Source organism: Streptomyces rugosispiralis (assembly GCF_024505145.1).
GTDB classification, from domain to species: domain Bacteria; phylum Actinomycetota; class Actinomycetes; order Streptomycetales; family Streptomycetaceae; genus Streptomyces; species Streptomyces rugosispiralis.
Genome location: NZ_JANIAA010000039.1, coordinates 68,376 through 93,499 on the forward strand (window position 1 = coordinate 68,376; position 25,124 = coordinate 93,499).

A 25,124-nucleotide genomic window follows, 5' to 3' on the forward strand; every position below is an offset into this window, starting at 1 on the left:
CACCCGTGGTGGGGGCCGGTCGGCCCCCGCCACGGCACGGTCAGGGCCGGACGCCTGCCCCCTCGCGTATGGCGGCGGCGAGACCCGCCACCGTCGGACGTTCCAGGAAACTCCGGGGCGTCACCTGCGCCACGCCGTCGCGGGCGAGCGCGCCGAGCATCCGCACCGCCAGCAGCGAATCCCCGCCGAGGCCGAAGAAGTCCGTGGCCCGGTCTTCCACGGAGCAGCCGAGCAGCGCGGCCCAGCGCCGGGCGATCTCCCGTTCCGTCCCGTCGCGTGGCGCGCCCGCCTCGTCGGCGGTGGCCGGAGCGGGCACGGCCGGAACGGACAGCCGCCCGCCTCCGGTCTCCTCCTCCGGAGCGTCCAGGGCCTCGGGCAGCATGACCCGTGCGGACCAGCCGTCCTCGTCCACAAGGGACGTAACGATGCCCATCACGTCGTGGAACATCCGGTCCACGTCCGGCGCCGCGAAGATCTCCTCGACCAGGGAGAAGACCACCACCAGCTCGTCCCGGAGCTCGAACAGCCGTACCTCCAGCGCCACCTGTGGGGTGCGCAGCTGCTGGTGGTGGCTTCGCAGATCGATGGTGCCCAGCGGTCCCGCGCTGTGCGGGACCTCGCTGCCGAGTGCGGCGTCCACCCCCAGGGTGCTCTGGAAGACCACGGGCGCCACCGGCCGCCGGGTGCCCCGCCTGCGGCCGAGTTCCCGGGAGACCTCCACACCGGTCACCAGGTTGTGCGCCAGGGCCTCACCGAGGTTCCGCTGGGCGTCGGCCGCGAGATCCGCGAACACCGGGGAGTCCGGCAGTGCCACCGGCAACAGCACCGTGGAGGAGAAGGCGCCCACCAGCCGCGGCACATCCGGGTGGAGCGGCAGGCGGTTCAACTGGAGGGTGTTGAGCAGGAACCGCCGGTGTCCGCAGGCGCGAGCCACCGCGGTGGAGAAGGCCGCGAACATCGCGGCGGAGGGGGTCACGCCGTGCCGGGCGCACTGTTCCCGCAGCGCGGCCCATCGCTTCGCGTCCAGTACGGCTTGCCGCGTTCCCATCAGGGTGGGCCGCACCTCGGCCGGATCGGCGGTCAGCGGCAGCGCGGGCGGAAGGGGGAAGTCGTCGAGGCGTTCCCACCACCAGTCGCGGTCGGCCCGCCACTGTTCGGTCTCCGGCAGCCCTTCCAGCGTGGTCGCGTAGTCCCCGAAGTCGACCTCCAGGGGGGCGAGGACGGCGTTGTAGTCCGAGGCGAGGGCGAACAGATCACGGTAGAACACCCCCGAGGACCAGCCGTCGATGATCAGCAGACTGGTCGAGGAGTGCAGCCGTGCCTTTCGGCCGGGCAGCAGGGTCAGTCGCATGTCGAGGCCGCAGCCGTGCGCCGGATCCGGCCCTTCGGTGCTCATCTCCTTCCGGATCGCGTCGAGTCGTGAGGCGATCTCGTCCTCGCCCGCCGCTCTCAGATCCGTCACCCGCAGGCGCGGCATGGCCTCCGGGTCGTCCAGGGGCAGGATCTTCTGCTGTCCGTCGGGCAGGACCCGCGCACGGAGAACCGCCTGGTGTTCCGCGAGGCGCTCCAGCGCGTCCTGGAGCGCCTCGCCGATCTCATCGGGGTCGATGTCCAGCAGACCAATGTCCACGTAGTGGTGGGCCGAGCGGTAGGACAGCTCCCATCCGCCCTGCTGGCCGACGAAGTACCCCTGCTGGAGCGGGAGAAGGGGGAAGGGTGCCTCGGGGTCCTCGCGCCGGGTCAGTTCCAGCGGCAGCGGGCGCAGCGACCCGGTTCCTGCGCTCCGCTCCTGGATGACGACGGCCAGGTGGGCGGCGGTGTGTTCGACCCGGACGTCCGAGAGTGCCAGGGCCACACCCAGCCGCTTGCGAATGAGGGCTGCCATGCGCACGGTCAGTACGGAGTCGCCACCGAGGCTGAGGAAGGCGGCCTCGGCCGGTACGGAGGCCACATCGGTCTCCAGCACATCGGCCCACACCGCACGCACGGCGTCGACGAGGGCGGCGGGCGCGGTGGCCTCGGCGGTGGCGGGAGTCGTGGTCAACGGAACGCTCCGATCTCGGTGGTGGTGGCGGACGAGGGGATGAGGCGGTCGACGGCGTGGACCCGTGCGGGGCGGTGGGATGCGGGCAGTCGGCCGGCGAGCGCGGCCGGAATACCGGCCGGGTCCGGGCGGTGGGTGCTCGCGGGCCGGACCCGGCCCGCGAGCACCCGTTGCCCGGCGGCGGCCAGCGGGTGCTCGTCGCCCGGCAATGCGGGCAGCGGGTCGAACCCGGCCGCGTCCAGCTGGTCGGTCCACTCCTCGGCGGTGAGGAAGACCCGGTCCTGGCCGGCACGCAGATCGGTGAACCAGCCCTCGTCGGCGGCGGGGGACATCAGCAGATACATCGAGGTGAGCGCCTGGTAGTGCTCGCGGCAGGACTCGATGAGCACCAGCAGGCCGCCTGGTTCGAGGAGTTCACGCAGGCCGGCCAGGGCGCTGCCGATGTGGCGGGCGTTGTGCAGGACGTTGGCGGCCAGGATCACGTCCCGGGAGCCGACGGCCAGCCCTTGGCCGACGGGGGCGGCGTTGATGTCGAACAGGGCGAACCGCAGCCCCGGGTGGTCGGTGAAGGCGGACTGAGCGGAGCCGAGGAAGAACCGGGACACGTCGGTGAACAGATAGTCGAGCTCGGTGTGCGCGAGGGCGCCGAGGACGGGGAGGGTGGTCCCGCCCACCCCGGCCCCCACTTCCAGGATGCGCAGCGGCCCCGGCCCGCCGCGGGCCCGCGCCTCGTCGGCGATGAGCGCCGCGGCGGCGTGGTTCGCCCACCGGCTCGGGATGTTGTCGCGGTAGTTGCCCTCGGCGGTGTCCGTCCCTCCGCCGGGGAAGAGCACATCCTGCAACCCGGTCTCGTCCCTGAGCAGCGCCGGAAGGCGGTCGGCCGCGGCGAGGAAGAAACGCGTCATCGACGGTGGGTAGTCCAGACCTCGGCACGCCTCTCGCAGGGTGCGGCGGGCCCGCGCGTACTCCGCCCGGTCCGGTGCCACCAGGTCCCGGTACCGGCCGGTCGCCGTGTCGTGATCGAGCCGCTTCTCGGCGGTCAGCGTGGTGAGCCACCGACGGACGATCCAGGCGTGCCGCGGGGCGGTGCCGAGTGCCTCCACCGCGTGTGCGGCATCGTGCTCCCGGCCCTGGCGGAAGAGGTTCGCCCGGTCCAGCGTCCGGGCCATGGCCAACAGCGCCACCTCGTCCAGCAGCCGGGTGAGCCGGGGCAGGGTCGTCAGATCCCGCCCGGCCACGGAGGCATCGCCCACGGCGATCACCTCGTCCACCGGGACGGTGCCCGGCGCCGCGCGGCGGGTGTCCCGCTGCCGCCCGGCGACCAGCAGGGTGCCGCCCGGTGTGCCGGGGACCCACTGCCAGGCGGCGACATCGGGCAGTGTTGTCAGCGCGGCGGACAGCGGCTCGTTCACGGCGTCGCCTCCCCGGTCCCGTCCACGACGGCGATCCGGGGCGGCGTCGTGTCCGGCGCCAACCGGCGGATGTGGTCCCCCAACACCTCCGGCAGTCTGCGGCGCACGAACGCGGTCAGCGGTTCATGGGCCACCGGCCCCCGTACGACGGGCGTGGTGGGCGCGGACGCGGCGTACGCACAGTCGGCGGGCGCGGCGACGGCCAGCATGCGCGGGTCGTCGGCGTCGAGGAGGACGGCGGCGTCCAGACCGTGCAGCGCCCGGCGCAGGGCAAAGGGCGTGACGGCCCCCGGAGCATCGCTGAGCAGGGCGTTGGGGATGGCCGAGACAATGACCGGCCGCTCGCTCAGCGCGGCGCGCAGCGCCACCGGCAGCCCCTTGCTCTGGTGGCCGGACCACCGGGCCCGCCGTACCCCGTCGGCGCCGGGCCCGGTCCGCGGTCGTACGCCGGCATGCAGGACGATGTCGTACCGGTAGCGGGTCAGTTCGGTATTCAGTTCCATGGTGCGGGCGCGCACGCTCATCCGTACGGGCCTGCTGTGCGTCGCCACCGCCGCGGCCACGGCTTCGGGGGCGAAGGACAGTTCCTCGTCGGCGGCGATGGCGGCCTTCACCCGCGCGTCGAGGGTGTCCGGGTCGGACTCGGGGGACCGGGCCCGCTCCAGCCAGGTGAAGTGGTCGGTGAGCAGCCCGGAGTGGCGGATGTCACCGACGATCACCGTGCCCGGGTCCGTGACCGCGTCCAGCGCCTCGTGCAGGACGGCCGCGAGGTAGTCGAGACTGGGGAAGCACTGGGTGACCGAGTTCAGCAGGACGCAGTCGGGGCGGACCCCCGCGCCGAAGACGGTGTCCATCGCCCGCCGCACGTCCGCCGTCCCCGCCTCGTGGGCGGCGGCGCGGACGAACGCGGTGCCGGGCAGACCGGCTCGGCGCAGCCGGTCCACCGCGGCCGGCGCCACGTCGGTGCCCACGTATCCGTCCAGCCGCGCATGGAGGCGGTGGGCCAGCAGCCCGGTGCCGCAGCCCAGCTCCAGGACGCGGCGCGGCCGCCGGGACAGCACGAGGTCGACGGTGCGGTCCAGCCAGTCCCGCATGTGCTCGGTGGGGAGGGGCAGCCCGGTGTCCGACGCCCGCCACCCCGAGAGGTCCAGGTCGTCGGTGTGCCGGCCCTGGGCGTCCTGATACACCCAGTCGTAGACCTCGGCCCAGTGGTCGAGGCACTCGTGCAGCAGCGGCCCGGGGACGGGGCGCGCCGCCGTGGCGGACGGGCGCGGCCGGACCAGGATCCGGCCGTCCGGTGCGGCGTGCGCCCCGGCCACCCACGGGTGGCCGGCGACGAGGGCAACTACCGGATCGACGGTCGCCTCAGTGGACATGGGCGTCCCTTCGTTCTGTTCGGTCATGACGTTCGTCCAGTGACAGTGGGAAGCGGATCAACCGGACCGTGGGGCACGAGCCAGCCGCCGCGCAGGTGCAGCACCTGGTCCGCGCGCCGTGCCACGGCGGGGTCGTGCGTGACCGCCAGCACGGCCATGCCCTCCGCCCGGAGCCGGTCGAGCAGATCCAGCACGACCCGCGCGGACGCCGCGTCGAGTGCCGAGGTGGGCTCGTCCAGCAGCAGGACGTCCGGGCGGGCGGCCAGCGCCCGCGCCAGCGCGACCCGCTGCCGCTGGCCCCCGGACAGCCGGTGCGGGCGATGGCCCGCCAGGTCCGCGGTGAGCCCGACGGCGGCCAGGAGTTCCGCCGCGGCGACGGCCGAGCCGCGTGCGTCGAGCCCGTGCAGCACTCGCAGCGGGCGGGCCACCGCACGGCCGATCCGATGCGCCGGGTTGAGTTCTCCGGCGGGATGCTGGCCTACGAGCTGGACGGCCCGCAGTTCGTCACGGCGTCGGTGGTGGGCCTGTGGTGCGAGCGCACGTCCGCGCAAGCGCACCTGGCCACCGGTGGCGGGGCGGCGCCCGGCCAGGGCGTGCAGCAGGCTGGTCTTGCCGCTGCCGGAGGGGCCCAGCACCGTGGTCAACTCGCCCGGCACCAGGTCGAGATCGGCCCCTTCGAGCAGCACGGCGCCGTCGGGCCGGACCACCCGCAACCCCCGGGTGGCCAGCACCGCGCCCAGGGCACCGGATCGCCGCTCCCCGACCCGGGGTCCAAGTGCCCTCGGGGGCAAGGGAGGTGTGGCCGGTGAGGACAGTCGCAGCACCTGATCGGCGAGTTCGCGGACCAGCGTGGGGTCGTGGGTCACCAGCACGGTGCACAGTTCCGGTACGCCGCGCCGGGCGCGTACCGCCTCGATCACCCGCCGCGCCGTGTCCCGGTCCATGGCCGAAGTGGGCTCGTCCAGCAGCAGGATGTCCGGCCCGGCGGCCAGCGCACGGGCCAGCACGACCCGCTGCGCCTGGCCGCCGGACAGCTCGCGCGCCCGCCGACGCGCGAACTCCTCGTCCAGGCCCAGGAGTTCCAGGGCCTGGCGGACGCGTTGCGCCCGTTCCGCACGGGGCCCGGTCAGCTCCTCGCCCACGATCCGTTCGACTCGCCAGCGCGGATGGAGCGCCACGGCCGGGTCCTGGCCGACGTAGCCGCAGCGGGCTCGCCTCCAGCGGCGGCCATCGGCGCCGGGCTGAACCACACCGCCGCGCCGGCGCACCGTTCCCGCCGAGCGGCGCAGCCCCGCCGGAAGGGTGTCCAGCAGCGCGTGCAGCAGTGTGCTCTTGCCCGCCCCGGATGCCCCGGTGATGGCGAGCACCTCCCCGGGGCCCACCCGCAGATCCACGCCGTCCAACAGCACCGAGCCGTCCTCAGCACGGCATACCGTCAGGCCGCTGGCCTCCAGCAGGGCCGTGCCCTCCGCGGTCATGCGGCACCTCCCATACGGCGCCCCGCGGCGCGGGCCGCCGAGGCCGGCAGCCAAGCGGTCAGGGCCAGTGGCACGGCAGGCGCGAGCAGCGCCGCGGGATTGAGCGACGCGCCCGGCAGGTTCTCGCTCAGCATCAAGGCCCAGTCCGGCGCGGGCGGCTGCGGACCGAGGCCGAGGACCGCGAGGGCGGTGGCCAACTGGAGCGCCGTGACCAGCCGCAGTCCCGCGTCGGCCGCGATCAGGCCACTCATCGCCGGAAGGAGTTCACGCACCAGGACCGTCGGTGTCCGCTCGCCGCGTTCGATGGCGGACCGTACATAGCCACTGTCCCGCACCTCCGCACACCGGGCCCCCACCACCCGCGCGGTCAGCGGCGCACCGCTGAGCACGGAGGCGACCACGACCGCCGTGGCGCCGGGCAGCGCCACGGCCAGCACCAGGGCGAGGATCAGGGCGGGAACCGCCAGCAGCAGATCGCAGACCCAGCGCACGGCCCGGCCCACCGACGCCGAGCCCCACCCCGCGACCAGCCCGAGGGCCACGCCGCACAGCAGTGCCGCGGCGGACGCGGCGAGCGAGACGGTGAGCAGCCGCGCGCCGCCGGAGACGACCCGGGAGAGTACGTCACGCCCCAGCGCGTCGGCGCCGAGCGGCAGCCTCCCGGACGGTGGCGACCACGGAACGGCCACGGGCCGCTCCGGGTCGTACGGGGCGAGCTGCCGCCCCAGCAGCACCAGAGCGACGAATGTCACCGCCGCGGCGGGCACGGCCGGCCCCCGGTCCAGTCGCATGCGGATCATGCCGCGCCACCCGCCGTCGCGACCGGGGCCATACGGCGAGAACGCCCCGGCCGATGACGGCCCGCCGTGTCCAGCAGATCGGCCACCAGCATGCCGACTAGCACGATCACCGCGGGTATCAGGGCAGCGGCCTGAACGACGGGGACGTCGCGCACGGCTACCGAGGACACCAGGAGACCGCCGGTGCCCGGATAGCCGTACACCGTCTCCACCAGGGCGGTCCCGGCCGTCAGCCATCCGGTCATCAGCGCCAGCACCCGCACCGAGGGCACCAGCAGGAACGGCGCCACGTGCCGGCGCAGGATCAGCCGCGCCGGCAGCCCCCGCGTCCGCGCGTCGGCGACGTGCGGCAGACGCAGCACGTCGGTGAGCGCACCGCGCAGCAGGACGGTGGCGAACGCCGCCGACGGCAGCGCCAGGGTCAGGGCGGGCAGAACCAGCGCCCGCGGCTGTGCCCAGGGCGAACTCCCGGGCGCGAGCAGCGACACGGCGGGCAGCCAGCCCAGCACTCCGGACAGCACCGCGCCCAGCACGGCCGCGTACACGGCCTGCGGTACGGCGGCCAGTCCGGGCGCGAGCGCCCCGCCCCGGCCCCCGCGCAGAAACCCCACAGCCAGAGCGAGCGCGGTGAGCGCCACCGTGACGGTCAGCGTGCCGACGACGAGCGCGGCCGTCGCGGGCAGCCGCTCCGCGAGCAGATCCGCCACCGGCCTGCCGCTCGCCAACGACCGGCCCAGCTCGCCCCGGACCAGGTGGCCCAGCCACCGCAGATACCGGACGGGCGCGGGCACATCCAGGCCGAGCCGCTCCCGCTCACGTGCCACGTCCTCCGCCGACGCCCGCCCCGCGCCCCGTACGTCCCCCATGTCGCCCGGCAGGATTTCGGTGGCGGCGAAGACCACGGCCGTGGCCGCCACGGCCAGCAGCACGGTGCGGAGGAGAGCGCGCGGGATCATTTCGCCTTCCAGGCGCGGTCGATGAACATCCGCTGGAAGCCGGGCCCGTCGGGCAGGCCGTGTACCCCGGGCGCGGCCAGGTCCAGGCCGTCTCCGGTGCCCCACACCACGTATCCGCCGTTCCGCCACAGCTCCTTTTGGATACGTGCCAGGGCGGCGTTGCGCGCCCTGGCGTCCAGCGTCCCCATGGCCCGGGTGAAACCGGTGTCGAACGTCCGGCTGCGCCACGCGGTCTCGTTGGTGGGGGAGTCGCTGAGCAGACCGACGCGCACCAGGTCGGCGAAGGAGATCCCGCCGTAGTAGCCGGTGTAGAAGTCCTTCTTGGCGTAGATCCTCGTCCAGTAGGTGTCCGCGGGCTCCACCTTGACCTCGGCATCGACGCCGATGTCCGCGAGCTGCTCGGCGTACAGCGTGGCCGCGGTGTCCATGCCCGGGTAGGAGGTCGTGGTGTGCAGGGTGAGCTTCAGCCCGTGGGCGTGGCCGGCCTCCTTCAGCAGCCGTTTCGCGCGGGCCACGTCCCTGGTGCGCTGCTTGAGGTCCTTGGGGTACGACGGGTCGTAGGGGGTGGGCAGGTCGTTGGCGATCCGGCCGTAGCCGAGGAAGACGGTGTCGACCAGCGCCTTGCGGTCGGCGGCGAGCCGGAACGCCTCACGGACCTTGGGGTTGTCGAACGGCTTGGTGTCCAGCCGCATGATGAACGGGTACTCGGTGACGCCCTGACGGGTGACGATCCGCACCGAGGAGGAGGACTTGGCGCTCTTCACGGCCGCCGGGCTCACGCTGCCCGCGACATCCGCCTGGCCGGACGTCACGGCCGAGGCGCGGGCCTGTGGGTCGGCGACCGCCCGGATCTCGATGCGGTCCAGGTGCGGCCGCGTGCCCCACCAGCCCTTGTTCCGGGTGAGGACGGCGGTCTGGGCACCGGTCCCGACCACCCGGTAGGGGCCCGAGCCGGGCACGGGCCTGGAGAAGTCCGTGGAGCCGTCGGGCACCACGAAGCTGATGGATTCCAGCGCCTTGGGCGCCTCGGCCATCGGGGCGCGGGTGGCGAGCACCACCGTGTGGTCGTCGGGGGCGGTGGAGGATTCCAGATCGAAGTCGGCCAGTCGCCCGTAGTTCTCGGCGGCCTTCTTGGCGATCCGGGTCAGCGAGTACAGCACGTCCTTGGCGCGTACCGGCCGTCCGTCGGTGAACTCGGCGTTCTCGCGCAGCCGGAACGTCCACCGGTCAAGGGTCTTGTTCGGCTTCCAGGACACGGCGAGTCGTGGCCGCGGCTCGCCGTTCGGCCCGGGGACCGTGAGCACGTCGTAGGTGAGGGCGAAGCGCATGACGTCGGATTCATTGCCGAGCCCGCCGTGCGGGTCGTCGCTCGCGGTGGCGGGGGAGCCCGCGACCACGTAGCGCAGGGTGCCGCCGTCGACGGGCCGCGCGGAGGCATCGTCGGGTGTGCCGGGCCCGGCGTCGGAGCCGCATCCGGCAAGTAGCAGGGATGCGGCCGAGGCGAAGGCGAGGAAGGCGGTCCGTGGCCCGCGTCTGGACAGGGAGGAGTTGCGCATGGTCGGTCCGATCGAAGAGGCGGATGAGTCAGCGGGAGGGGAGGGCCGCGAGTGCCCGGTCCAGCAAGGAGACGGTCGTCTTCACGGCGTTGCCGGTGAGCAGCGAGTAGTGGTGACCCTCGACGACGGCCTCCTCGACGGGCCCCGCCATATGGGGCCGCCAGCCGAGGGCGGGCAGGTCGGAGGCGTCGTCGACGCCCATGCCCACCGCCGCGTTGCGGGGGGACGGCTGGGAGGCCCGTACGAGCAACAGCCGGGTATCCGGGTCGGACAGGTACCCGGCGCGGTGGTCACCCAGCGCACGCAGATGCCGTTCGAAGACGGCCAGCCGGGTGTCGGCGGTGTCCCTCGCGCCGACCAGCCCGGCCCGGCGCATCCGCTCGGTGACCGTGGCGCGGATCTCGTCGTGGGAGAGCCCGAGCAGGTCGGTCCCGCCGTCCGGCCCGAGCCCGAGCCCGAGCTCCGGGACGAGCGCCAGGTCGAGGAACGCCTCCAGCGAGTGCAGATAGCGGAGGGCGGCGATGGCGGTGTCCTCCCGGGGGTCGGCTCCGCCCAGCGGCCTGATCCGGTCCGGCGTATTGGAGTCGATCATCACGAGGAGGTCGGTGCGCTCCCCGCGCCGCTCCAGGGCGCGGGCCATCTCATGGGCCACGGTGCCGCCCATGGACCAGCCACCGAGCAGGTACGGCCCGTGCGGCTGGTAGGCGCGCACGGCCGACAGGTAGCGGTCGGCCATCGCCGGGATGTCCGCCGGGCCGGTGCCACCGGTCAGCGCGGGGTCGGTGAGGGCCACCAGCCTCCGACCGTCCGCCAGCAGTCGGGCGATGTCGCCGTAGCAGAGCACGTCGCCGCCGGACGGATGCATGAGGAACAGCGGGCGGCCGCCGTCTCCGTCGCGCAGCAGCAGCGCTGTCTCGCCCGGATCCTCCCGAACCATGGCAGCGGCCGGAAGCCGTGGCGTGGCCGGGCGTGGATCGCGCGCCGTGTCCCAGGCCGGGGGACCGGTGGCCAGCCGCCGCACCGCGGCGACGTATCCGGTGAACGCCCGGTCCGCCTCCTCGGCGGGCAGCACGCTCTCCAATACGTCCCACTGCAGCAGCAGTGCGCCGTGCTGCTCGATCACCTGGTGGTCCAGCCAGGTCTGCGGGGTGCTGCTCGCCCCGTACACGGGTGTGCCCGCCCAGTCCAGGTCGTGTCCGCCGGCCAGTGGGCCATCGAGCCCCAGGGCGCTGGTGAAGACCACGGGCACGGACGCGGTGTGTCCCTCGCCGGCGGACTTCTCCGCCAGCAGGTCCAGGGCGGAGAACTCGCGGTGGTCCAGGTCGCGGAAGAGCGTGCGCTGGGCCTGGGCGGCGTCGTCGGCGAAGCTGCCGGGCCGGGTACGGTCCACCTCGTGGAGCATCAGGGAGGTGAAGTCCCCGACCACCAGGTCGACATCCCGGTGCACCTCCGGCCGGTCGAACAGCGTCAGTGTGATGGCGAACCGCCCCTGCCCCGACCACGCCGCCAGCGCGTCCGCGTACGCGGCGAGCAGCACCGCGGTGGGGGTGAGGCCGCGCCGCGCCGCCTCGGCCTTGAGCACCTGCCACTGGTCGGGCTCCAGCCGGACGGCGCGCCGGGTGAAGCGGGGCCGAGTCGTGGGCGCGTCGGGTGCGTCCGGCTCCGGGCGGCGTACGGGGAGGCCCGGTGCGTCGGGCAGGGTGTCGAGCCTGGCCCGCCAGTAGGCGGCGGCCCGCTCCCACGCCCGGCCCCGCCCGCGTTCCTCCAGGGCGGCGACGCAGTCGGCGAACGTCGTCCCGATGGCCGGGAGCCGCGCGCCGGGGTCCTCGTACAGGGTGCGCAACTCGCCGTTCCAGACCAGGAAGCTCGCGGTGTCGCAGACGAGTACGTCCACATTGAGGAAGAGCCGTATGACCCCGCCGGGCAGACGGGCGGCGCGGATGTCCACCAGGGGCCACCGGCCGGGCCGGGGCTCGCGGTTGACCATGGCTTCCCGGATGCGGGCGAGCTTGTCGGCGCGTGCCTCTTCGTCGAGCCCGGAGAGGTCCCGGACCCGGACGCGGTAGCGGGGCACCCGGTCGAGAACCCGGTTGCGGCCCTCGGGTGTGACGACCGCGCGCAGCATGGGGTGGCGGGCGATGACGCGGTTCCAGGCGTCCTCGTAACGGGCCATGTCCAGGCCGGTGCAGTCGTGTTCCAGATGGAACGAGCAGGGGACGTCGCCCAGCCGGTAGCCGCCCGATCCGCCGACCCAGTAGGCGTGCTGCACCCGGGTCAGCGGGAACTCCCGTGGCCCGTCGGCGCCGCGTTCGGCACCGCGTGCGGTATCGGTTCCGGTCCCGGCGAGGCGCGGGAGTGGTACCGGGGTCCCCTCGTCCGGTAGCAGCTCGGCCAGCGCGGCGACGGTGGGCCGCGACAGCAGGTCCTGGAGCCGCAGTGCGACACCGTGCTCGTCGCGGAGCCGGGCCAGCATCCGGGTGGCCAGCAGGGAATGGCCGCCGAGGGCGAAGAAGTCGGCGTTCCGGTCGTGGACCGGGAACCCCAGCAGCTCCGACCACAGCCCGGCCAGTGTCTCTTCCGGGCCGCTCCTGGGTGCGTTGCCGCCGTCGGCCTCCTCCCGTGACGCTCCGTCCCTCCTGGGCCGCTGTTCCCGGGCCGGGGCACCGGAGGTGCGCGCGTTCAGGTCGGCGGGGGAGACGGCCACCCAGGCGGGGGCCCGGCCGCCGGCGGCCAGGGCGAGGAGCCGGTCCACCGAGCGCATGCCGTCCCGCAGGCCGATCGAGTGCCGTGCCACCACGGTGCGTTCGCCGCCGCCCGGTCCGATTCGCCAGGCGTCCCAGGCGACGCTGATCCAGCGGGTGCGACCGTCCTCCCGCGCCAGCCGCTCGGCCAGCGCGTCCAGATAGCGGTTCGCGGCGGCGTACGGCGCGATCCCCAGGCCACCGACGACGGCCGTCGCCGACGACATCAGCAGGACCGTGGCGGGACGCCGCCTCTCGGGCAGCTCCTCCAGCGCCGCGCGCAGCGCCTCGGCGCCCTCGACCTTGGCCCGCGCGTGCGTGCGCACCACCTCGGGGCCGACGGACCGCAGCGGCGCCACCTCCGCCGACGCCACCACGCCCGCGCCGTGCACGACGAGATCGACACCGCCGTGCCGCTCGGCCACCTCCCGCAGCAGCGCCACGGTGGTCGCCCGGTCCGCAGCGTCGACGGCCCGCACCTCCACCGGCAGCCCGTGGTCCCTCAGCCGTGCCACCGCGGCGGCCCGTTCCGCCTCCCGGCTGCCCGGCGCGGGGTCGGGCGCCAGACCGGTGCGCCCGGTGACCACCACGCGCCACCCGGCCTCCGCCAGGTGTCCGGCCATGGCCAGGCCGACATCCCCCAGCCCGCCGATCAGCACGGCGGTGCCCGGCGCCGCACCATCGCGTCCCTTGGGGAGCCGGGGCTGCCACGGGGCCAGGGAGCGTATCCAGCGGTGCCCGCCGCGCAGTGCGGTCTCCAGCCCGTTCCGTCCCCCGTATGACAGGTCCGCCGCTTCCTCACATACGGCCCGGCCGCATGTCGCGGGCTCCTCCTCGGCCGGGAGGTCGAGGGCACGCCACCGCAGTCCGGGGAACTCCTGTGCCAGTACGCGCGGGACGGCCGTGGCCGCCGCGCCGCCGGGGTCGGGGCGGTCGGCGCTCTCGACCTGCTGGGCCGCCCGGCTGACGTGCAGCAGGCACGCCCGGTCGGCCCATCCGGCGGTGAGCCGGGCCACTTCGGCGTGGCGCAGCACACCGTCGGCCACCCGGTCGGCAGGGGCGCCGCCGGTATCGGACAGGTCGAGCACGATCACGCCCGCGCAGGGGACCGTGGGGTCGGCGGCCACATCGGCGGCGCTGACCGGCGTCGCCCCGGCCGAGGCCAGTGCCGTGCGGACCGCGTCGCCGACCGGGTGGTTCCCTGGACCGTCGACCAGCCAGCGGCCTTCGAGCGACGGCGCGTCGTCCAGCGCCGGTGCCCGGCGCCAGGACGGTACGTGGAACGGCTCGTCCTCGTCCGGTCCGCCCGCCTCCGCCGGATCCGGCACGGCTTGCGGCGCGGGCGGGTCCACCCACAGTCTGCGGCGTGCGAACGGGTGGCCCGGCAGGATGACGCGCCGCCGGCCGGGCCGGTGCAGGCCCTCGGCGTCGAGCGGGGCACCACGGGTCCACAGCTCGCCCGCCGCGGCCAGCAGCGCCGCCCGTTCACCGCCGGTGTCCTCCTGGCCCGGGAACGTGGCGAGGGTGGCGACGAGGTTCGGCGCCCGATGACCGCGGGCGAATTGCAGCAGTCCGCTCCCGGGCCCGGTCTGCACGAGCACGGTGGGACCGTCCGTCAGCAGCGCCGTGAGCGCGTCGGAGAAGCGGATCGGGGACCGCAGGTGGGACACCCAGTGATCCACGCCGGGCGGGCCCTCGAGGTGGCGGCCGGTGAGCGTGGAGACCAGGGGAACACGGGGCGCCCGCGCGTCCACCCCCGATGCGGCGGCCCGCAGTTCGGGCAGGGCGGGATCGACGAGCCGGGAGTGGGCGGCGGCGGCCAGACGCACCCGCGCCACGCGCACTCCCTCGGCGGCCAGCCAGGCCTCCACCGCGGCCACCGCGGCTTCGGGGCCGGAGACCACACAGGACTCCGGGGCGTTCACGGCGGCCAGGTCAAGCTCGGGGTGGGCCGCCAGCAGGGCCGTGACCTCCTTTTCCGCGAGCGGCACGGTGAGCATCGCACCGCCCCCGGCGGTACGGGACATGCCCCGGGAGCGGACCTTCACCAACGCGGCCGCGTCGGCCGTGCTCAGCGCCCCGGCCACCACAGCGGCGGCGTATTCGCCGACGCTGTGCCCCACCACCGCGTCCGGCCGCAGCCCCCACGCGTGCAGCACACGCGCGGTGGCGAGGGAGACGGTGAACAGGGCCGGGAAACCGTACGCGGGATCGCGGACGAGCCGTACGGCCTCCTCGTCGTCGCGGTCGGCCAGGAGCAGGCCGGTCAGCGGGGGAGAGCCCCCGCCGTCGAAGAGGGCGGCGCACTCCTCGACCGTCCGGGCGAACACGGGCTCGTCCGCGAGGAGTTCGCGCCCCATCCCCGGGTACGGCGCACCGCCGCCGGGGAAGGCCAGCACGATCCTGGGGACCGGGGCCGCCGCCGTACGGTGTTGTGCGGTCCGCAGTGCGCGGCCGTCGTCGGAGGGGTTGCCCCTGACGACCGCCACGGCACGGTGCGGCAGCGGCATCCGACCGGTGTGCAAGGTGAACGAGGCGTCTGCCACCGGCAGACCGCCCGCCGTGCGCAGGGCGTCCGCGGTCTGGGCCACGGTGCTTGCCAGGGCGTCGTCGCCGTGCGCGGACAGCAGCATCAGCTGCGGTCGCGGATCGGGTTCGGTCGCCGGGCGCGGGGGTGCGCTGCCGAGCACCACATGGCAGTTGGTGCCGCCCATGCCGAAGGAGCTGACGCCGGCGTAACGCGACCCGGGCCATTCCGTCGTCCGGTCGACGACCGAGAACGGCGAATCGTCCAGTTCGAGGTCGGGGTTGAGCGGTGTGGCGTCGAGGGAGGCGGGGAGGACGCCATGGTGGAGGGCGAGCACGGTCTTGGCGAATCCGGCGATCCCGGCCGCCGAGTTCGCGTGGCCGATGTTGCTCTTCACCGAGCCGAGGGCGCACCAGGCAGGGCCCTTCTGCCCGAACACCCGGCGCAGTGCGGTGAGTTCTACGAGATCACCGAGCCGGGTCGCCGTACCGTGCGCCTCGACATAACTCACCTGGCGCGGTTCCAGACCGGCCACGTGGAGTGCTTCGGAGACGACCCGGGCCTGGCCGCGTGGCGAGGGCGCGGTGAAAGCCGTCTTGTCGGCGCCGTCGTTGTTGACGGCGGAGCCGCACACCACCGCCAGCACCGGATCGCCGTCGGCCAGGGCGTCGTCCAGCCGGCGCAGGACGGCGACGCCCACGCCCTGCGTGTGGACGATTCCGGTGCCGTCGGCGGAGAACGTACGCACCCGCCCGTCGGCGGAGAAGATGCCGTCGGGCACATGCAGATACCCCAGCCCCTGGGGGACGATCAGGGAGACACCGCCGGCGAGGGCGGTGTCGCACTCACCGGACAGCAGCGACTGCACAGCCAGATGGACGGCGACCAGCGAGGTGGAACAGGTGCTCCCGACCGCCACCGCGGGCCCGGTCAGGCCCAGCCGGTGTGCCACGTGCAGGGGCAGGTAGTCGGGCACCGTGGCCATCGCTGTCTGGAGGCTTCCGACCGGGTCCGTGGCCGCGGCTTTGTAGCGGTGGGCGAGGTTGCGCATCAGATAGTCGCTGTGGGCCGAGCCGGCGAACACGCCGACGGCTCCCGCACCGGTGCCGCCGCCGTGTCCGGCCCGCTCCAGGGCGCGCCAGCACGCTTCCAGGAACAGCCGTTGCTGCGGGTCCATGAGAGCGGCCTCGAAGTCGCCGATCCCGAAGGGGGCGGGGTCGAATTGGTCCTGGTCGTGGATGACCCCGCCGACCGGCACATACGCGGGATGCGTGCGCAGCCGGCGCGGCACACCCCGGTCGGCGAGTTCACGTTCGGAGTGCCGGGTCAGGCCGTGGCGTGCGGTGACCAGCAGTTCCCAGAACGCCTCGGTGTCGGGGGCGCCGGGGAACCGGCAGTCGAGCGCGGTGACGGCTATGAGCGGCTCGCCGGAGTCGGACGCTTCGGTCATCGGCCGACCTCCTGGGCATGGGCGCGGGCGGCGACCCGTGAGGAACGGCGCGTGGATACGAGGGTGGCGGGGGCGGCGGGCGTTTCCCCGCGCGCTGTTCCGTCCGGGAGCCGCAGGCCGGTGATGTGGGCGGCGAGGGATGTCACCGTGGCGTGTTCGAACATGTCGGCCAGGGCGAGTCGTGGAGCGACGCTCTCGCGCAGCCTGCGGTGTGTGAGGACGAGGGTGAGCGACGTCGCCCCCAACGTGGTGAAGGTGCTGTCCGCCTCGACCGGACCGCCGGTCAGGTCGGCCAGGATGGCCGTGACGGCGTCGGTCACGGCGGGGTCGGCGTCGCGTGCCGGCGAGGTCCAGCCGCTCATGGAGGGGGATCGGCCGGTTGTCGGGGTAAGGGTGGGCGTGCTGGTGCCGTTCGGGTTCGCGGGCCGAGCCGGGAGGGCGATCTGTACCAGGCCGTCTGCGGAGAAACGTTCCTCCCATGTAGCGGCGCCATCGGCCGCCAGCTCCCGCATCCGCTCCAGCCACCGTGCCGACGCGGCGAGCGCCTCGGCCGGGGCGAGCCGTCCGGGCCGTATGACGAGCCAGGTCTCCAGCCCGAGCGCCGCCGCTTCCGCGACCGCGACCTCGGCCCATATCGCGAAGGGCGCGGGGCCAGTCGCGGTCGTCACGGGCGCGGCGGGTGCGGCAGGCGCCGTGGCTCCGGAGGCCGTGGCGGACGCGGACGCGGGGGCGGTGGGGCCGGGCAGCGTCCGCGGGGGAGAGATGGAGGCCGACGCACCGTCGTTCGCGGGCTCCTCGCCGGTGCGGTAGGGATTGGTGAGCGCCGTATGGTCGATCTTGCCGTTGGCCGTGACGGGCAGCGCGTCGAGGACGACGAAGCGGCTCGGGATCATGTAGTCGGGCAGCCGTTCGCGCAGCGCCCGGACGAGTTCGCCGTCCGGAGGCGCGGTGTGCGACCTCCTCGGCGCCAGGTACGCCACCAGGCGCGGGCGGTCGTCCGGGCCGGGGACGGAGGACACCACGCATTGCCGGATGGCCGGGTGGCGGCTCAAGACGGCCTCGATCTCCCCCAGTTCGATGCGGTGGCCGCGGACCTTCACCTGGCGGTCGGCGCGTCCCAGGAACTCGATCGTGCCGTCGGTGCGCCACTGCCCGAGGTCCCCGGTGCGGTACAGACGTGTCCCCAGGACGGGATGGGGGGCGAAACGGGCGGCGGTCTGCTCAGGGTCTCCGATGTAGCCGTGGGCCAAGCCGTCGCCGCCGATGAACAGCTCGCCCGGCTCCCCGACCGGGCAGGGTCCGCCCCGCTCGTCGAGGATGTGAAAGGACTGGGCGCGCAGGGCCCGGCCGTAAGGGATGCTGCGCCACTGGGGGTCGACACCGCCGATGGGGTACGTGATGGACCAGATGGACGCCTCGGTGGCCCCGCCCAGACTCATGATCCGGGCCTGGGGCGCGAGCCGGCGCAGCCGGTCGGGGAGGGTGAGGGGGATCCAGTCGCCCGAGAGCATCACCAACCGCAGGTCGGCCAGGGCCGTCGTGGCCGCCTCCGGTTCGATCTCGGCGTACTCGACGAGCATTTCCAGCAGGGCGGGCGCGGTGTTCCAGACGGTGACACGGTGGCGGTCGGCGAGTTCGAGCCAGTGCTGCGGGTCGCGCTGCCGGGCGGGGTCGGGCAGGACCAGCGAACCACCCGCCCCGAGCACACCGTAGATGTCGAAGACGGACAGGTCGAAGCTGAGCGCGGAGAGCGCCAGGACACGGTCCTCGGCGTCGATGCCGAAACGGTCGACCACGTCGTCGATGGTGGTGCGGGCGGCATGGTGCTGGATCTCCACGCCCTTGGGAGTGCCGCTGGAACCCGAGGTGAAGATGACATAGGCCGTGCGGTCCGGGGCCGGGCGCGCGGTTTCGTCCGGTCGGCCGGCCTCCTCCGCTTGCCGCTGGGCCCGGGGTCGGCCCGCCGCGGTGAGGCCGTGCACGGTGACCCCCTCGGGCCAGCGGGCACGCACGCCCCGGCCGACGAGGGCATGCCGTATCCCGGCCCGTTCACAGACCGCGGCGACGCGGGCCTCGGGCCAGGACGGCTCGACGGGCAGATAGCCCGCGCCGCAGGAGTTGACGGCCAGGACGGCGGCGATCTGGGCGGGGCCCTTCTCGCAGGCGACCGCGACCAGGTCGCCGGGCCCCACGCCCCGCGCGGTGAGCAGGGCGGCGGTCGCGGCGGCGTTCTGGGCGAGACGGCCGTGTGTCGTCGTACCGCTGCCGCTGATCAGGGCCGGTCGCTCGGGGGCACGGCGGGCGGCGGCCGCGGCCGGGTCGTGCAGCAGCGGTCCCGCGGCGGGGAACGGGGTGACGTCGAGCGGTTCCGCCGGGAGCACGAACGGGTCCCAGGCCAGGGCCGGATCCTTCCATCCGGTCGCGTCCGTCAGGCGGCGCAGAAGCCGTATGAAGGAGGCCAGCATGGAGCGGACGTAGTCCGGGGGGAACGCGTCGTCGACGGCGTCCCAGGCGATCCGCAGGGCCCCGCCTTCGTCCCAGACGATGTGGTCGAGCAGCACCTGCGGGGTCTGCGAGACGCCGAAGACCTCCTCACCGATCCACGCCGCCGCCGGCTCGGCTTCGCCGGAGAGGCCCACGCCGCTGGTGAAGACGATGGGGTAGGGCGGCGTCCCCCGCGCGTGACCGAGGTCCCGCAGGACCTCCACGCCCGAGACCGAGCGGTGGTCCAGGTCCTCCCAGAAACGGTGGTTGAGGTCAGCGGCGTACGCGGCGAACCCGGACCATGAGGCGGGGTCGAAAGGGGGCGTGGCCACCAGCGCCGTGGTGGTGAAGTCGCCCACGATCCGCTCGATGCCCTCGGGCTCGTCAGGGCGGTCGAACAGGGTGGTGTTGAGACAGACCCGCTCCCCGGTGCCCCATCGGCCGAGGACGACGGCGAAGGCGGCCAGCAGTGCCGCGGTCGGGGTGACGCCGTGCTCGGAACACCGGGCGCGCAACTCCTGCCACTCGGCGGCGTCGAGCCCGTCGGCGTGCCGGGTGAACCGGGGGGGTTCGGTGGCGGCGGGGTCGCGGACCACCGGCAGGCGCGGCGCGGGCGGCAGGTCCGCGGCGCGCTCCGCCCAGTAGGCCCGGTCCCGTTCGCGTCGGGCGGCCCATTCCCGTGAGGTGGCCCGGTCACGCAGCAGGGTGGCGAAGTCGGTGGGCGGCACCGGGAGCTGCTGAGCGGGGTCGGCGACGAGCCGCCCCCACTGACGTATGAGCAGCATCCAGCCCGCCATGTCCGTGACCAGCACGTCAATGCCCACATGGAGGCGGGTGCGGCCGTCGGGCAGGAACGCCGCGTGCAGATCGAACAGCGGCCACTGCCCTGCGGGGCGCACCTGGTGGGAACGCTCGTGCCGCAGGGCGGCGAGAGCCTCGGCCACCTGGGCCGGGGACGCGTCGCGCAGGTCGGTGACGCCGATGCGGTACGGACCGGGAGAGGGCAGAGTGCGCTGCCGGCCGCGGTCGTCCACGACCATGCGCAGCATCGGGTGGTGCTCGACCAGGCGGTTCCAGGCGGTTTCGAGCCCCGCCACGTCCGCGGCCGGATCACCCGCCGGGGGAAGGCGGTCGTACTCGTAGTAATAGAAGGTGGCGACTCCGCCGAGCGCGAATCCTTCCTCCCGGCCGACCAGGTAGGACTCCTGAATGGGCGTCAGGGGGAAGGGCTCGGCCGTCGGCTGCGGCGCCGGAGCCGGTGCCGAAGCCGGATCGGCGTCAGGGGTTCGGGCCTCGGCCCGCTCCGACAGCCGCACCGCGAGGTCCTTCGCTGCCGCGCTCCCCAGGAAGGCGGTCAACGGCAGGTCGTGACCGGTACGTTCGCGAATTCTGCGGCGCAGCCGCACGGCGGTGAACGACTCCAGTCCCAGGGCCGTCAGCGGGGTCTCCGGAGCGATGTGGGCCGGTTGCGTGCCGAGGACCTCGGCGATGCAGTCGGTGACGTGCTCGAGTGCGGAGTCGGTACATGCAGGCTGGCTCATCCGGTCTCCGTTGTCGCTAGAGGAGGAGGGGGAGTCCCCTGGTCCCGCAGAGGAACGGAGGGGTACACCGAGAAGCTAGATGAAAATGATTATCGTATCAACCCTGAATCGCGGGTCTTTCCGACGCCAAGGAAGCGACATACAGGCCGAGATCGGCTTGGCCGACCGGACGCAGGGACAGCCCGTGCCCGGCGAGTTCCCGGGCCAGCTCCGGTCCGGCCAGCACCCACCACTCGTAGTCCACCGTCACCTCGGACAGCGGTCGTCCCTGCCGCAGGGTGCGGTAGGCCATGTGCCAGGTGATCTGCTGGTCGCCGCTGGGTTCGGCGCTCGCCCAGCCTTCGTAGGTGAGGTCTCCCACGGTGAGGTTCGCCATCAGGGACGGCGGGACGTGGACGGGGGCGGTCGGCGGGGCGAGGCTGAGGAGGATGCGGCTCCCGGGAGCCAGGCGTGGGACAACCCTTGCCCACAACTCCTGCCGCTGGTCCGGTGGAAGGTGGCCAAGCATGTTCATGGCCAGCAAGGCGCGGATGCGGTCGGGGAGTGGGCAGTTCAGGGCGTCGCCCGAGTCCACGGTGACGCGTCGGCGCAGCCGCGTGTCCTCGTGGATCCGGGCGAGCAGAACCGCCCGTAGGCAGGGGGACGGTTCGACGGCCAGAACCGGGGAGTCATCCGGGAGAGCGGCGCACACGGCGCGGACGCCCCTCCCGGAACCGGCGCCCAGATCGATGATCGTCCCCTCGGCGGCTTCGACACCTCCCAGCTCCTCGGCCAGTGCGGGGCCGAAGGTATCCCAAGCATCGGCGATCATGATGTCGATGTACTCGGCCGACCGTTCGTAAGGGTCGTTCATCATGGCTCCTCGGCGGAAAGCGGTGGTGGATCAGTGTGCGGGGTGAACCGGACCCGGCCCGACCCCGCGCGTGGCGCCGCTCGGAGCCTGCCGGGTGTGCTGAGCTTCAGGGCACCGGCACGGGTTCGGCCTCGGGTGGACCGTGCTCGTGGTCGCACGTCTCGTCGAGGCCGTAGGTCTCCCAGACGGGGAAGGGGTCGTGCCAGGTCGACCAGCCCTGAGCGCCCCGCGCGTGTTCATCGTCGGTGAGCAGGCACGCGGAGAGGGCTTGGTGCAGGGCGGCGGGGCGCAGTCCGGTGCCGATGAAGACCAGTTCCTGGCCACGCTCGGCGACTTCGCCGGCCTCGCCGTGGCCCTCGCGCGCTCCGGAGGGCTCGAACCGGGCGACGGCGCCGGCCTGAGACCACAGCCCGGTCACCCGCGGGCGGGTGGCCAGCCAGAAGAAGCCCTTGGAGCGCAGGACGCCGCCGTAGGCCCCGGTGTCCAGGTCCGTGGTGACGAAGTCCCACAGTCGGGCCGGGTGGAAGGGCCGGGTGGCGCGGAAGACGGTGCTGGAGATGCCGTACTCCTCGGTCTCCGGTACGTGGTCGCCGTTGAGTTCCCGCACCCAGCCGGGGGCCTGCTGGGCGCGTTCGAGGTCGAAGCGGCCGGTGCCGAGCACGTCCCCGGGAGCGACCCGGCCGTGCGTGGCGGGCACGAGACGGGCGGCCGGGTTGAGCCGGGACAGTGCCGCCGCCAGCCGTTCGGCGGTCTCGGGGGTGACCAGGTCGAGCTTGTTGAGGACGATGACGTCGGCGAACTCGACCTGGTCCATGAGGAGGTCGCTGACGGTGCGCTCGTCGTCCTCGTACTGGTCCAGGCCCCGCTCGACGAGTTCGTCACCCCCGGTCAGCTCGGGAAGGAAGTTCGCGGCGTCGACGACGGTGACCATGGTGTCGAGCCGCGCGACCTCGCCCAGCGTGGCGCCGTCGTCGCGAGGGAAGGCGAAGGTCGCGGCGACGGGCATGGGCTCGGAGATGCCGCTGGACTCGATGAGGAGATAGTCGAACCGCCCCTCCCGCGCGAGCCGGTCCACCTCCTCGAGCAGGTCGTCGCGCAGGGTGCAGCAGATGCAGCCGTTGACCATCTCGACCAGGCGCTCTTCGGTGCGGGAGAGGGCCGCGTCGCCGTCGCGGACGAGGGCGGCGTCGATGTTCACCTCGCTCATGTCGTTGACGATGACGGCGACCCGTAGCCCGTCGCGGTTGTTGAGGAGGTGGTTGAGGAGGGTGGTCTTGCCGGACCCCAGGAATCCCGACAGGACCGTCACCGGAAGCTGATCGGCCATGGCGCGGTCAGTCCTCGGGGTGCAGCAGACCGCGCTTGTAGGCGGGGACGAGCCGCCGCGGTACCTGGTGTTCGCGGCCGTCGATGGTGATGGTCACCAGCTCCGGCGTGCTCGCCTTCCACTGCGCGCGGCGGTGGCGGGTGTTGCTCCGGGACATCTTCCGCTTGGGCACGGCCATGTCGTATGGGCCCCTTCCTGGTCGGTGTTGTTCCGGTGACCGTACATGAAAATGGGTACCGTTTCCATGTAGTGTGCTGGCTGCTGTGAGGTCGTCGCTGAGGAGGAGAAGTGCCGCCATTGGTGATGTCGCGGGTACGCAGGGCTGCTTATGCGCTCGTCACCGCCATCGGACGGGGGCGGGGGTGAGGGCGGGGGGAAGGGGGCGCGGCCTGCTGGGCGTGGTGTCCGGCAACTCCCCTGAAGCACGAGGCCACGTTCTGGACCTGCTGCGGCATGCCTCGCCCGACGCCTTGGTGCTCTCGGTCTCGGTCCACGCAGACGCGGCGGGGCGGTACCCCTTCGTGCAGCGCTTTGCCGTGGGTGGTGATGAACGGCACCGGTCCTCGTTGTCTCAAGTGGCCACGGGGGACCCGGCAGTGATCATCCGTCAGGATCTCGGTGCCATTGCCAGGGCCGCCCTGTGCCCGCATGTCGTGCTGGCGCTCCCGGGCAACGTTGACGCCCTGCCGTTTCTGGCCGAGCTGTGGCGGAGCCCGCTGGGAAGGACTCCGCTGTCGGACCACTACGATCTCGCGCCCCTCGCCGTCGGCGTCGACCCCGCCCGGCTGCTGAGCGACCTGCGCTGTGTGCACCGCGCCGCCCACCTCTTCGGTGACCATCCGCAGGCTGTCCCCCTTACGCTCGCCGAGGCCGCGGCCCGGCAAGTGGAGGCTGCCCAGGTGATGGTCCTGCGGGATGGCGGAGCGGAGGACGGCGGCCGCCTTGACGGCTCCCGAGCTCTGCTTGCCCATCTCAACCCATCCGCGCTGGTCCTCCTCGATCGGGATGAACGCGACAGCACCTTGCTGACGCCTTTGACACGGCCCGGTTCCCGGTGGGCCGCGGCCGGACCGGCCGACCGGCTCGACGTCGTCGCCCCCGCCCTGCGCCGCCGTGGTATCGACCGTGGCGTGGCCTCGGTGCTGTGGCGGTCCCGGCGCCCGTTGCACCCCCAGCGGCTGGCGGAGATCCTGCCCCAGGTCATGCCCGCGGTGGTGCGCAGCCGAGGGTACCTGTGGGTGGCCACTTACCCGGACGCGGTCATCTCCTGGCGCTCGGCCGGCCGTCATCTCGAACTGCGGCAGGCGGGGAGCTGGTTGGAGGACGGGGATACGGGCGCCTGGCGCGCCGCGTCATCCGAGCGTCGGACCCTGGCCTCGTGGCACTGGGATGACCGTTACGGCGAGCGTCGCAACGAGATCGTGTTCATTGGAGCGGAACTGGACGAGGACCGGCTGCGGGCCGCGCTGGACGCCGCCGTACTTGACGACGGTGAACTGGCACTCGGCGCCGACCGCTGGGCCGACCTGCCCGATCCGCTGCTCGGTACTGCGATCCGGGACCCGGGAGCTGAACCGTAGGTGGCCAGAGCCGTGTGGCGGGCCGTAACACACGGTGATCATTGCCAAATTTGCTGCCGGGTAGACCGTCGACGCGAGTGCGAACGCGGACGCGGCGGGGGTCGCGGTGCGGACCCTGCGGGCCGGAGTGCGGCATGTGGCGTCGTCCGCCCGCGTCCGGTGGCTCGGTGAGGGTTACCAGCTGCTCTTGGTCACCCCGGGGAGTTCGCCCGCGTGGGCCATCTCCCGCATCCGGATGCGGGAGAGGCCGAAGGCGCGCAGGTGGCCGCGGGGGCGGCCGTCGATGGAGTCGCGGTTGCGTACGCGGGTGGCGCTGGCGTCGCGGGGCTGGCGGCGCAGTTCCCGCTGGGCGTCGAGCCGTTGCTCCGCCGGGGTCCGGGGGTCGGCGATGACCGCTTTCAGCTCGGCGCGGCGCTTGGCGTGGCGGGCCACGACCACCCGGCGCTTCTCATTTTTGGCGATCTTGCTCTTCTTGGCCATCAGACCTTCCCTCCCCGGGCGCGGATGCGGGCCACGGCGGCCTCGATGCCGATGGTGTCGATGGTCTTGATGGCCTTGGTGCTGAGGGTGAGCCGGACATGGCGGCCCTTGCTCGGCAGCCAGTAGCGCTTGCGCTGGACGTTGGGGTCGAACCGGCGCCTGGTGCGGCGGTGCGAGTGGGAGATGTTCTGGCCGAAGCCGGGCTGCCGGCCGGTGAGCTGGCAGTGGGCGGACATGGGTTCCTTTCGAAGTGTCCGGGGATGGTGTGGGTGGCACCGTACCAGCTTGATGAAAATGAAAACCACTTCAGTGTATGCTGTGGCGCATGGCACGCAATGAACTACGCCCGATCATCAAGCTGAGGTCCACGGCCGGCACCGGCTACACGTATGTGACCCGCAAGAGCCGGCGGAACGACCCCGACCGGCTGACCCTGCGCAAGTACGACCCGGTCGCCGGCCGCCATGTCGACTTCCGTGAGGAGCGCTGACCGCCATGAAGTCCGGTATCCACCCCGCC

General features: G+C 73.4%; 16 protein-coding genes. 2 read left to right on the forward strand and 14 right to left on the reverse strand.

What is annotated here, in order from left to right; genetic code table 11:
* Positions 1–40 precede the first annotated feature (40 nt).
* The 12 genes from NP777_RS37505 to rpmF all read right to left on the reverse strand — a co-directional run bounded on the left by NP777_RS37505 (position 41) and on the right by rpmF (position 22,723).
* Positions 41–2,044 carry a phosphopantetheine-binding protein gene (locus NP777_RS37505; RefSeq protein ID WP_256654656.1) on the reverse strand — a complete coding sequence of 668 codons (2,004 nt, stop codon included), beginning with the start codon at positions 2,042–2,044 and terminating at the stop codon, positions 41–43.
* On the reverse strand, positions 2,041–3,456 hold the full coding sequence (locus NP777_RS48275) for a class I SAM-dependent methyltransferase (RefSeq protein WP_256654657.1): 1,416 nt from the start codon (positions 3,454–3,456) through the stop codon (positions 2,041–2,043). The genes NP777_RS37505 and NP777_RS48275 overlap by 4 nt, the downstream gene beginning before the upstream one ends.
* Positions 3,453–4,832, reverse strand: a complete 1,380-nt coding sequence (locus NP777_RS37515) for a class I SAM-dependent methyltransferase (RefSeq protein ID WP_256654658.1) — start codon at positions 4,830–4,832, stop codon at positions 3,453–3,455. Before NP777_RS37515 ends, NP777_RS48275 begins: the two co-directional genes overlap by 4 nt.
* Positions 4,833–4,855: 23 nt before the next feature.
* Positions 4,856–6,310 carry an ABC transporter ATP-binding protein gene (locus NP777_RS37520; RefSeq protein ID WP_256654659.1) on the reverse strand — a complete coding sequence of 485 codons (1,455 nt, stop codon included), beginning with the start codon at positions 6,308–6,310 and terminating at the stop codon, positions 4,856–4,858.
* The gene (locus NP777_RS37525) at positions 6,307–7,110 is read right to left on the reverse strand and encodes an ABC transporter permease (protein ID WP_256654660.1); all 804 of its coding nucleotides are present in this window, start codon (positions 7,108–7,110) and stop codon (positions 6,307–6,309) included. Before NP777_RS37525 ends, NP777_RS37520 begins: the two co-directional genes overlap by 4 nt.
* Positions 7,107–8,066 (reverse strand): ABC transporter permease, encoded by a 960-nt coding sequence (locus tag NP777_RS37530; RefSeq protein ID WP_256654661.1) that lies wholly within the window; start codon positions 8,064–8,066, stop codon positions 7,107–7,109. The genes NP777_RS37525 and NP777_RS37530 overlap by 4 nt, the downstream gene beginning before the upstream one ends.
* Positions 8,063–9,622: an ABC transporter substrate-binding protein gene (locus tag NP777_RS37535; RefSeq protein ID WP_256654662.1), complete on the reverse strand. Its 1,560-nt coding sequence runs from the start codon at positions 9,620–9,622 to the stop codon at positions 8,063–8,065. The genes NP777_RS37530 and NP777_RS37535 overlap by 4 nt, the downstream gene beginning before the upstream one ends.
* A 28-nt stretch (positions 9,623–9,650) precedes the next feature.
* Positions 9,651–16,340, reverse strand: a complete 6,690-nt coding sequence (locus NP777_RS37540; protein WP_256654663.1) for a type I polyketide synthase — start codon at positions 16,338–16,340, stop codon at positions 9,651–9,653.
* A complete protein-coding gene (locus tag NP777_RS37545; protein ID WP_256654664.1) occupies positions 16,337–20,365 on the reverse strand; it encodes an amino acid adenylation domain-containing protein in 4,029 nt (1,342 codons plus the stop codon). Before NP777_RS37545 ends, NP777_RS37540 begins: the two co-directional genes overlap by 4 nt.
* Before the next feature lie 97 nt (positions 20,366–20,462).
* Positions 20,463–21,221: a class I SAM-dependent methyltransferase gene (locus NP777_RS37550; protein WP_256654665.1), complete on the reverse strand. Its 759-nt coding sequence runs from the start codon at positions 21,219–21,221 to the stop codon at positions 20,463–20,465.
* Between the two features lie 103 nt (positions 21,222–21,324).
* Complete coding sequence (locus NP777_RS37555) at positions 21,325–22,545, reverse strand: GTP-binding protein (RefSeq protein ID WP_256654666.1); 1,221 nt, start codon at positions 22,543–22,545, stop codon at positions 21,325–21,327.
* 7 nt (positions 22,546–22,552) lie between these two features.
* Entirely contained in the window at positions 22,553–22,723 is a 171-nt protein-coding gene (rpmF, locus tag NP777_RS37560; protein ID WP_256654667.1) for a 50S ribosomal protein L32, read from the reverse strand.
* 418 nt (positions 22,724–23,141) lie between these two features.
* On the opposite strand from rpmF, the gene NP777_RS37565 reads away from it, so the two are divergent.
* A complete protein-coding gene (locus NP777_RS37565; RefSeq protein WP_256654668.1) occupies positions 23,142–24,125 on the forward strand; it encodes a GTP-binding protein in 984 nt (327 codons plus the stop codon).
* 174 nt (positions 24,126–24,299) lie between these two features.
* Here the strand turns inward: NP777_RS37565 and rpsN are convergent, their stop codons facing one another.
* Both rpsN and rpmB read right to left on the reverse strand, forming a co-directional pair.
* Positions 24,300–24,605 (reverse strand): 30S ribosomal protein S14, encoded by a 306-nt coding sequence (gene rpsN / locus NP777_RS37570; protein ID WP_256654669.1) that lies wholly within the window; start codon positions 24,603–24,605, stop codon positions 24,300–24,302.
* Positions 24,605–24,841, reverse strand: coding sequence for a 50S ribosomal protein L28 (rpmB, locus tag NP777_RS37575; RefSeq protein WP_256654670.1), 237 nt, complete (start codon positions 24,839–24,841; stop codon positions 24,605–24,607). The genes rpsN and rpmB overlap by 1 nt, the downstream gene beginning before the upstream one ends.
* Before the next feature lie 89 nt (positions 24,842–24,930).
* Here rpmB and rpmG point away from each other — a divergent pair, with 89 nt between their 5' ends.
* On the forward strand, positions 24,931–25,095 hold the full coding sequence (gene rpmG / locus NP777_RS37580; protein WP_201854800.1) for a 50S ribosomal protein L33: 165 nt from the start codon (positions 24,931–24,933) through the stop codon (positions 25,093–25,095).
* Positions 25,096–25,124 lie beyond the last annotated feature (29 nt).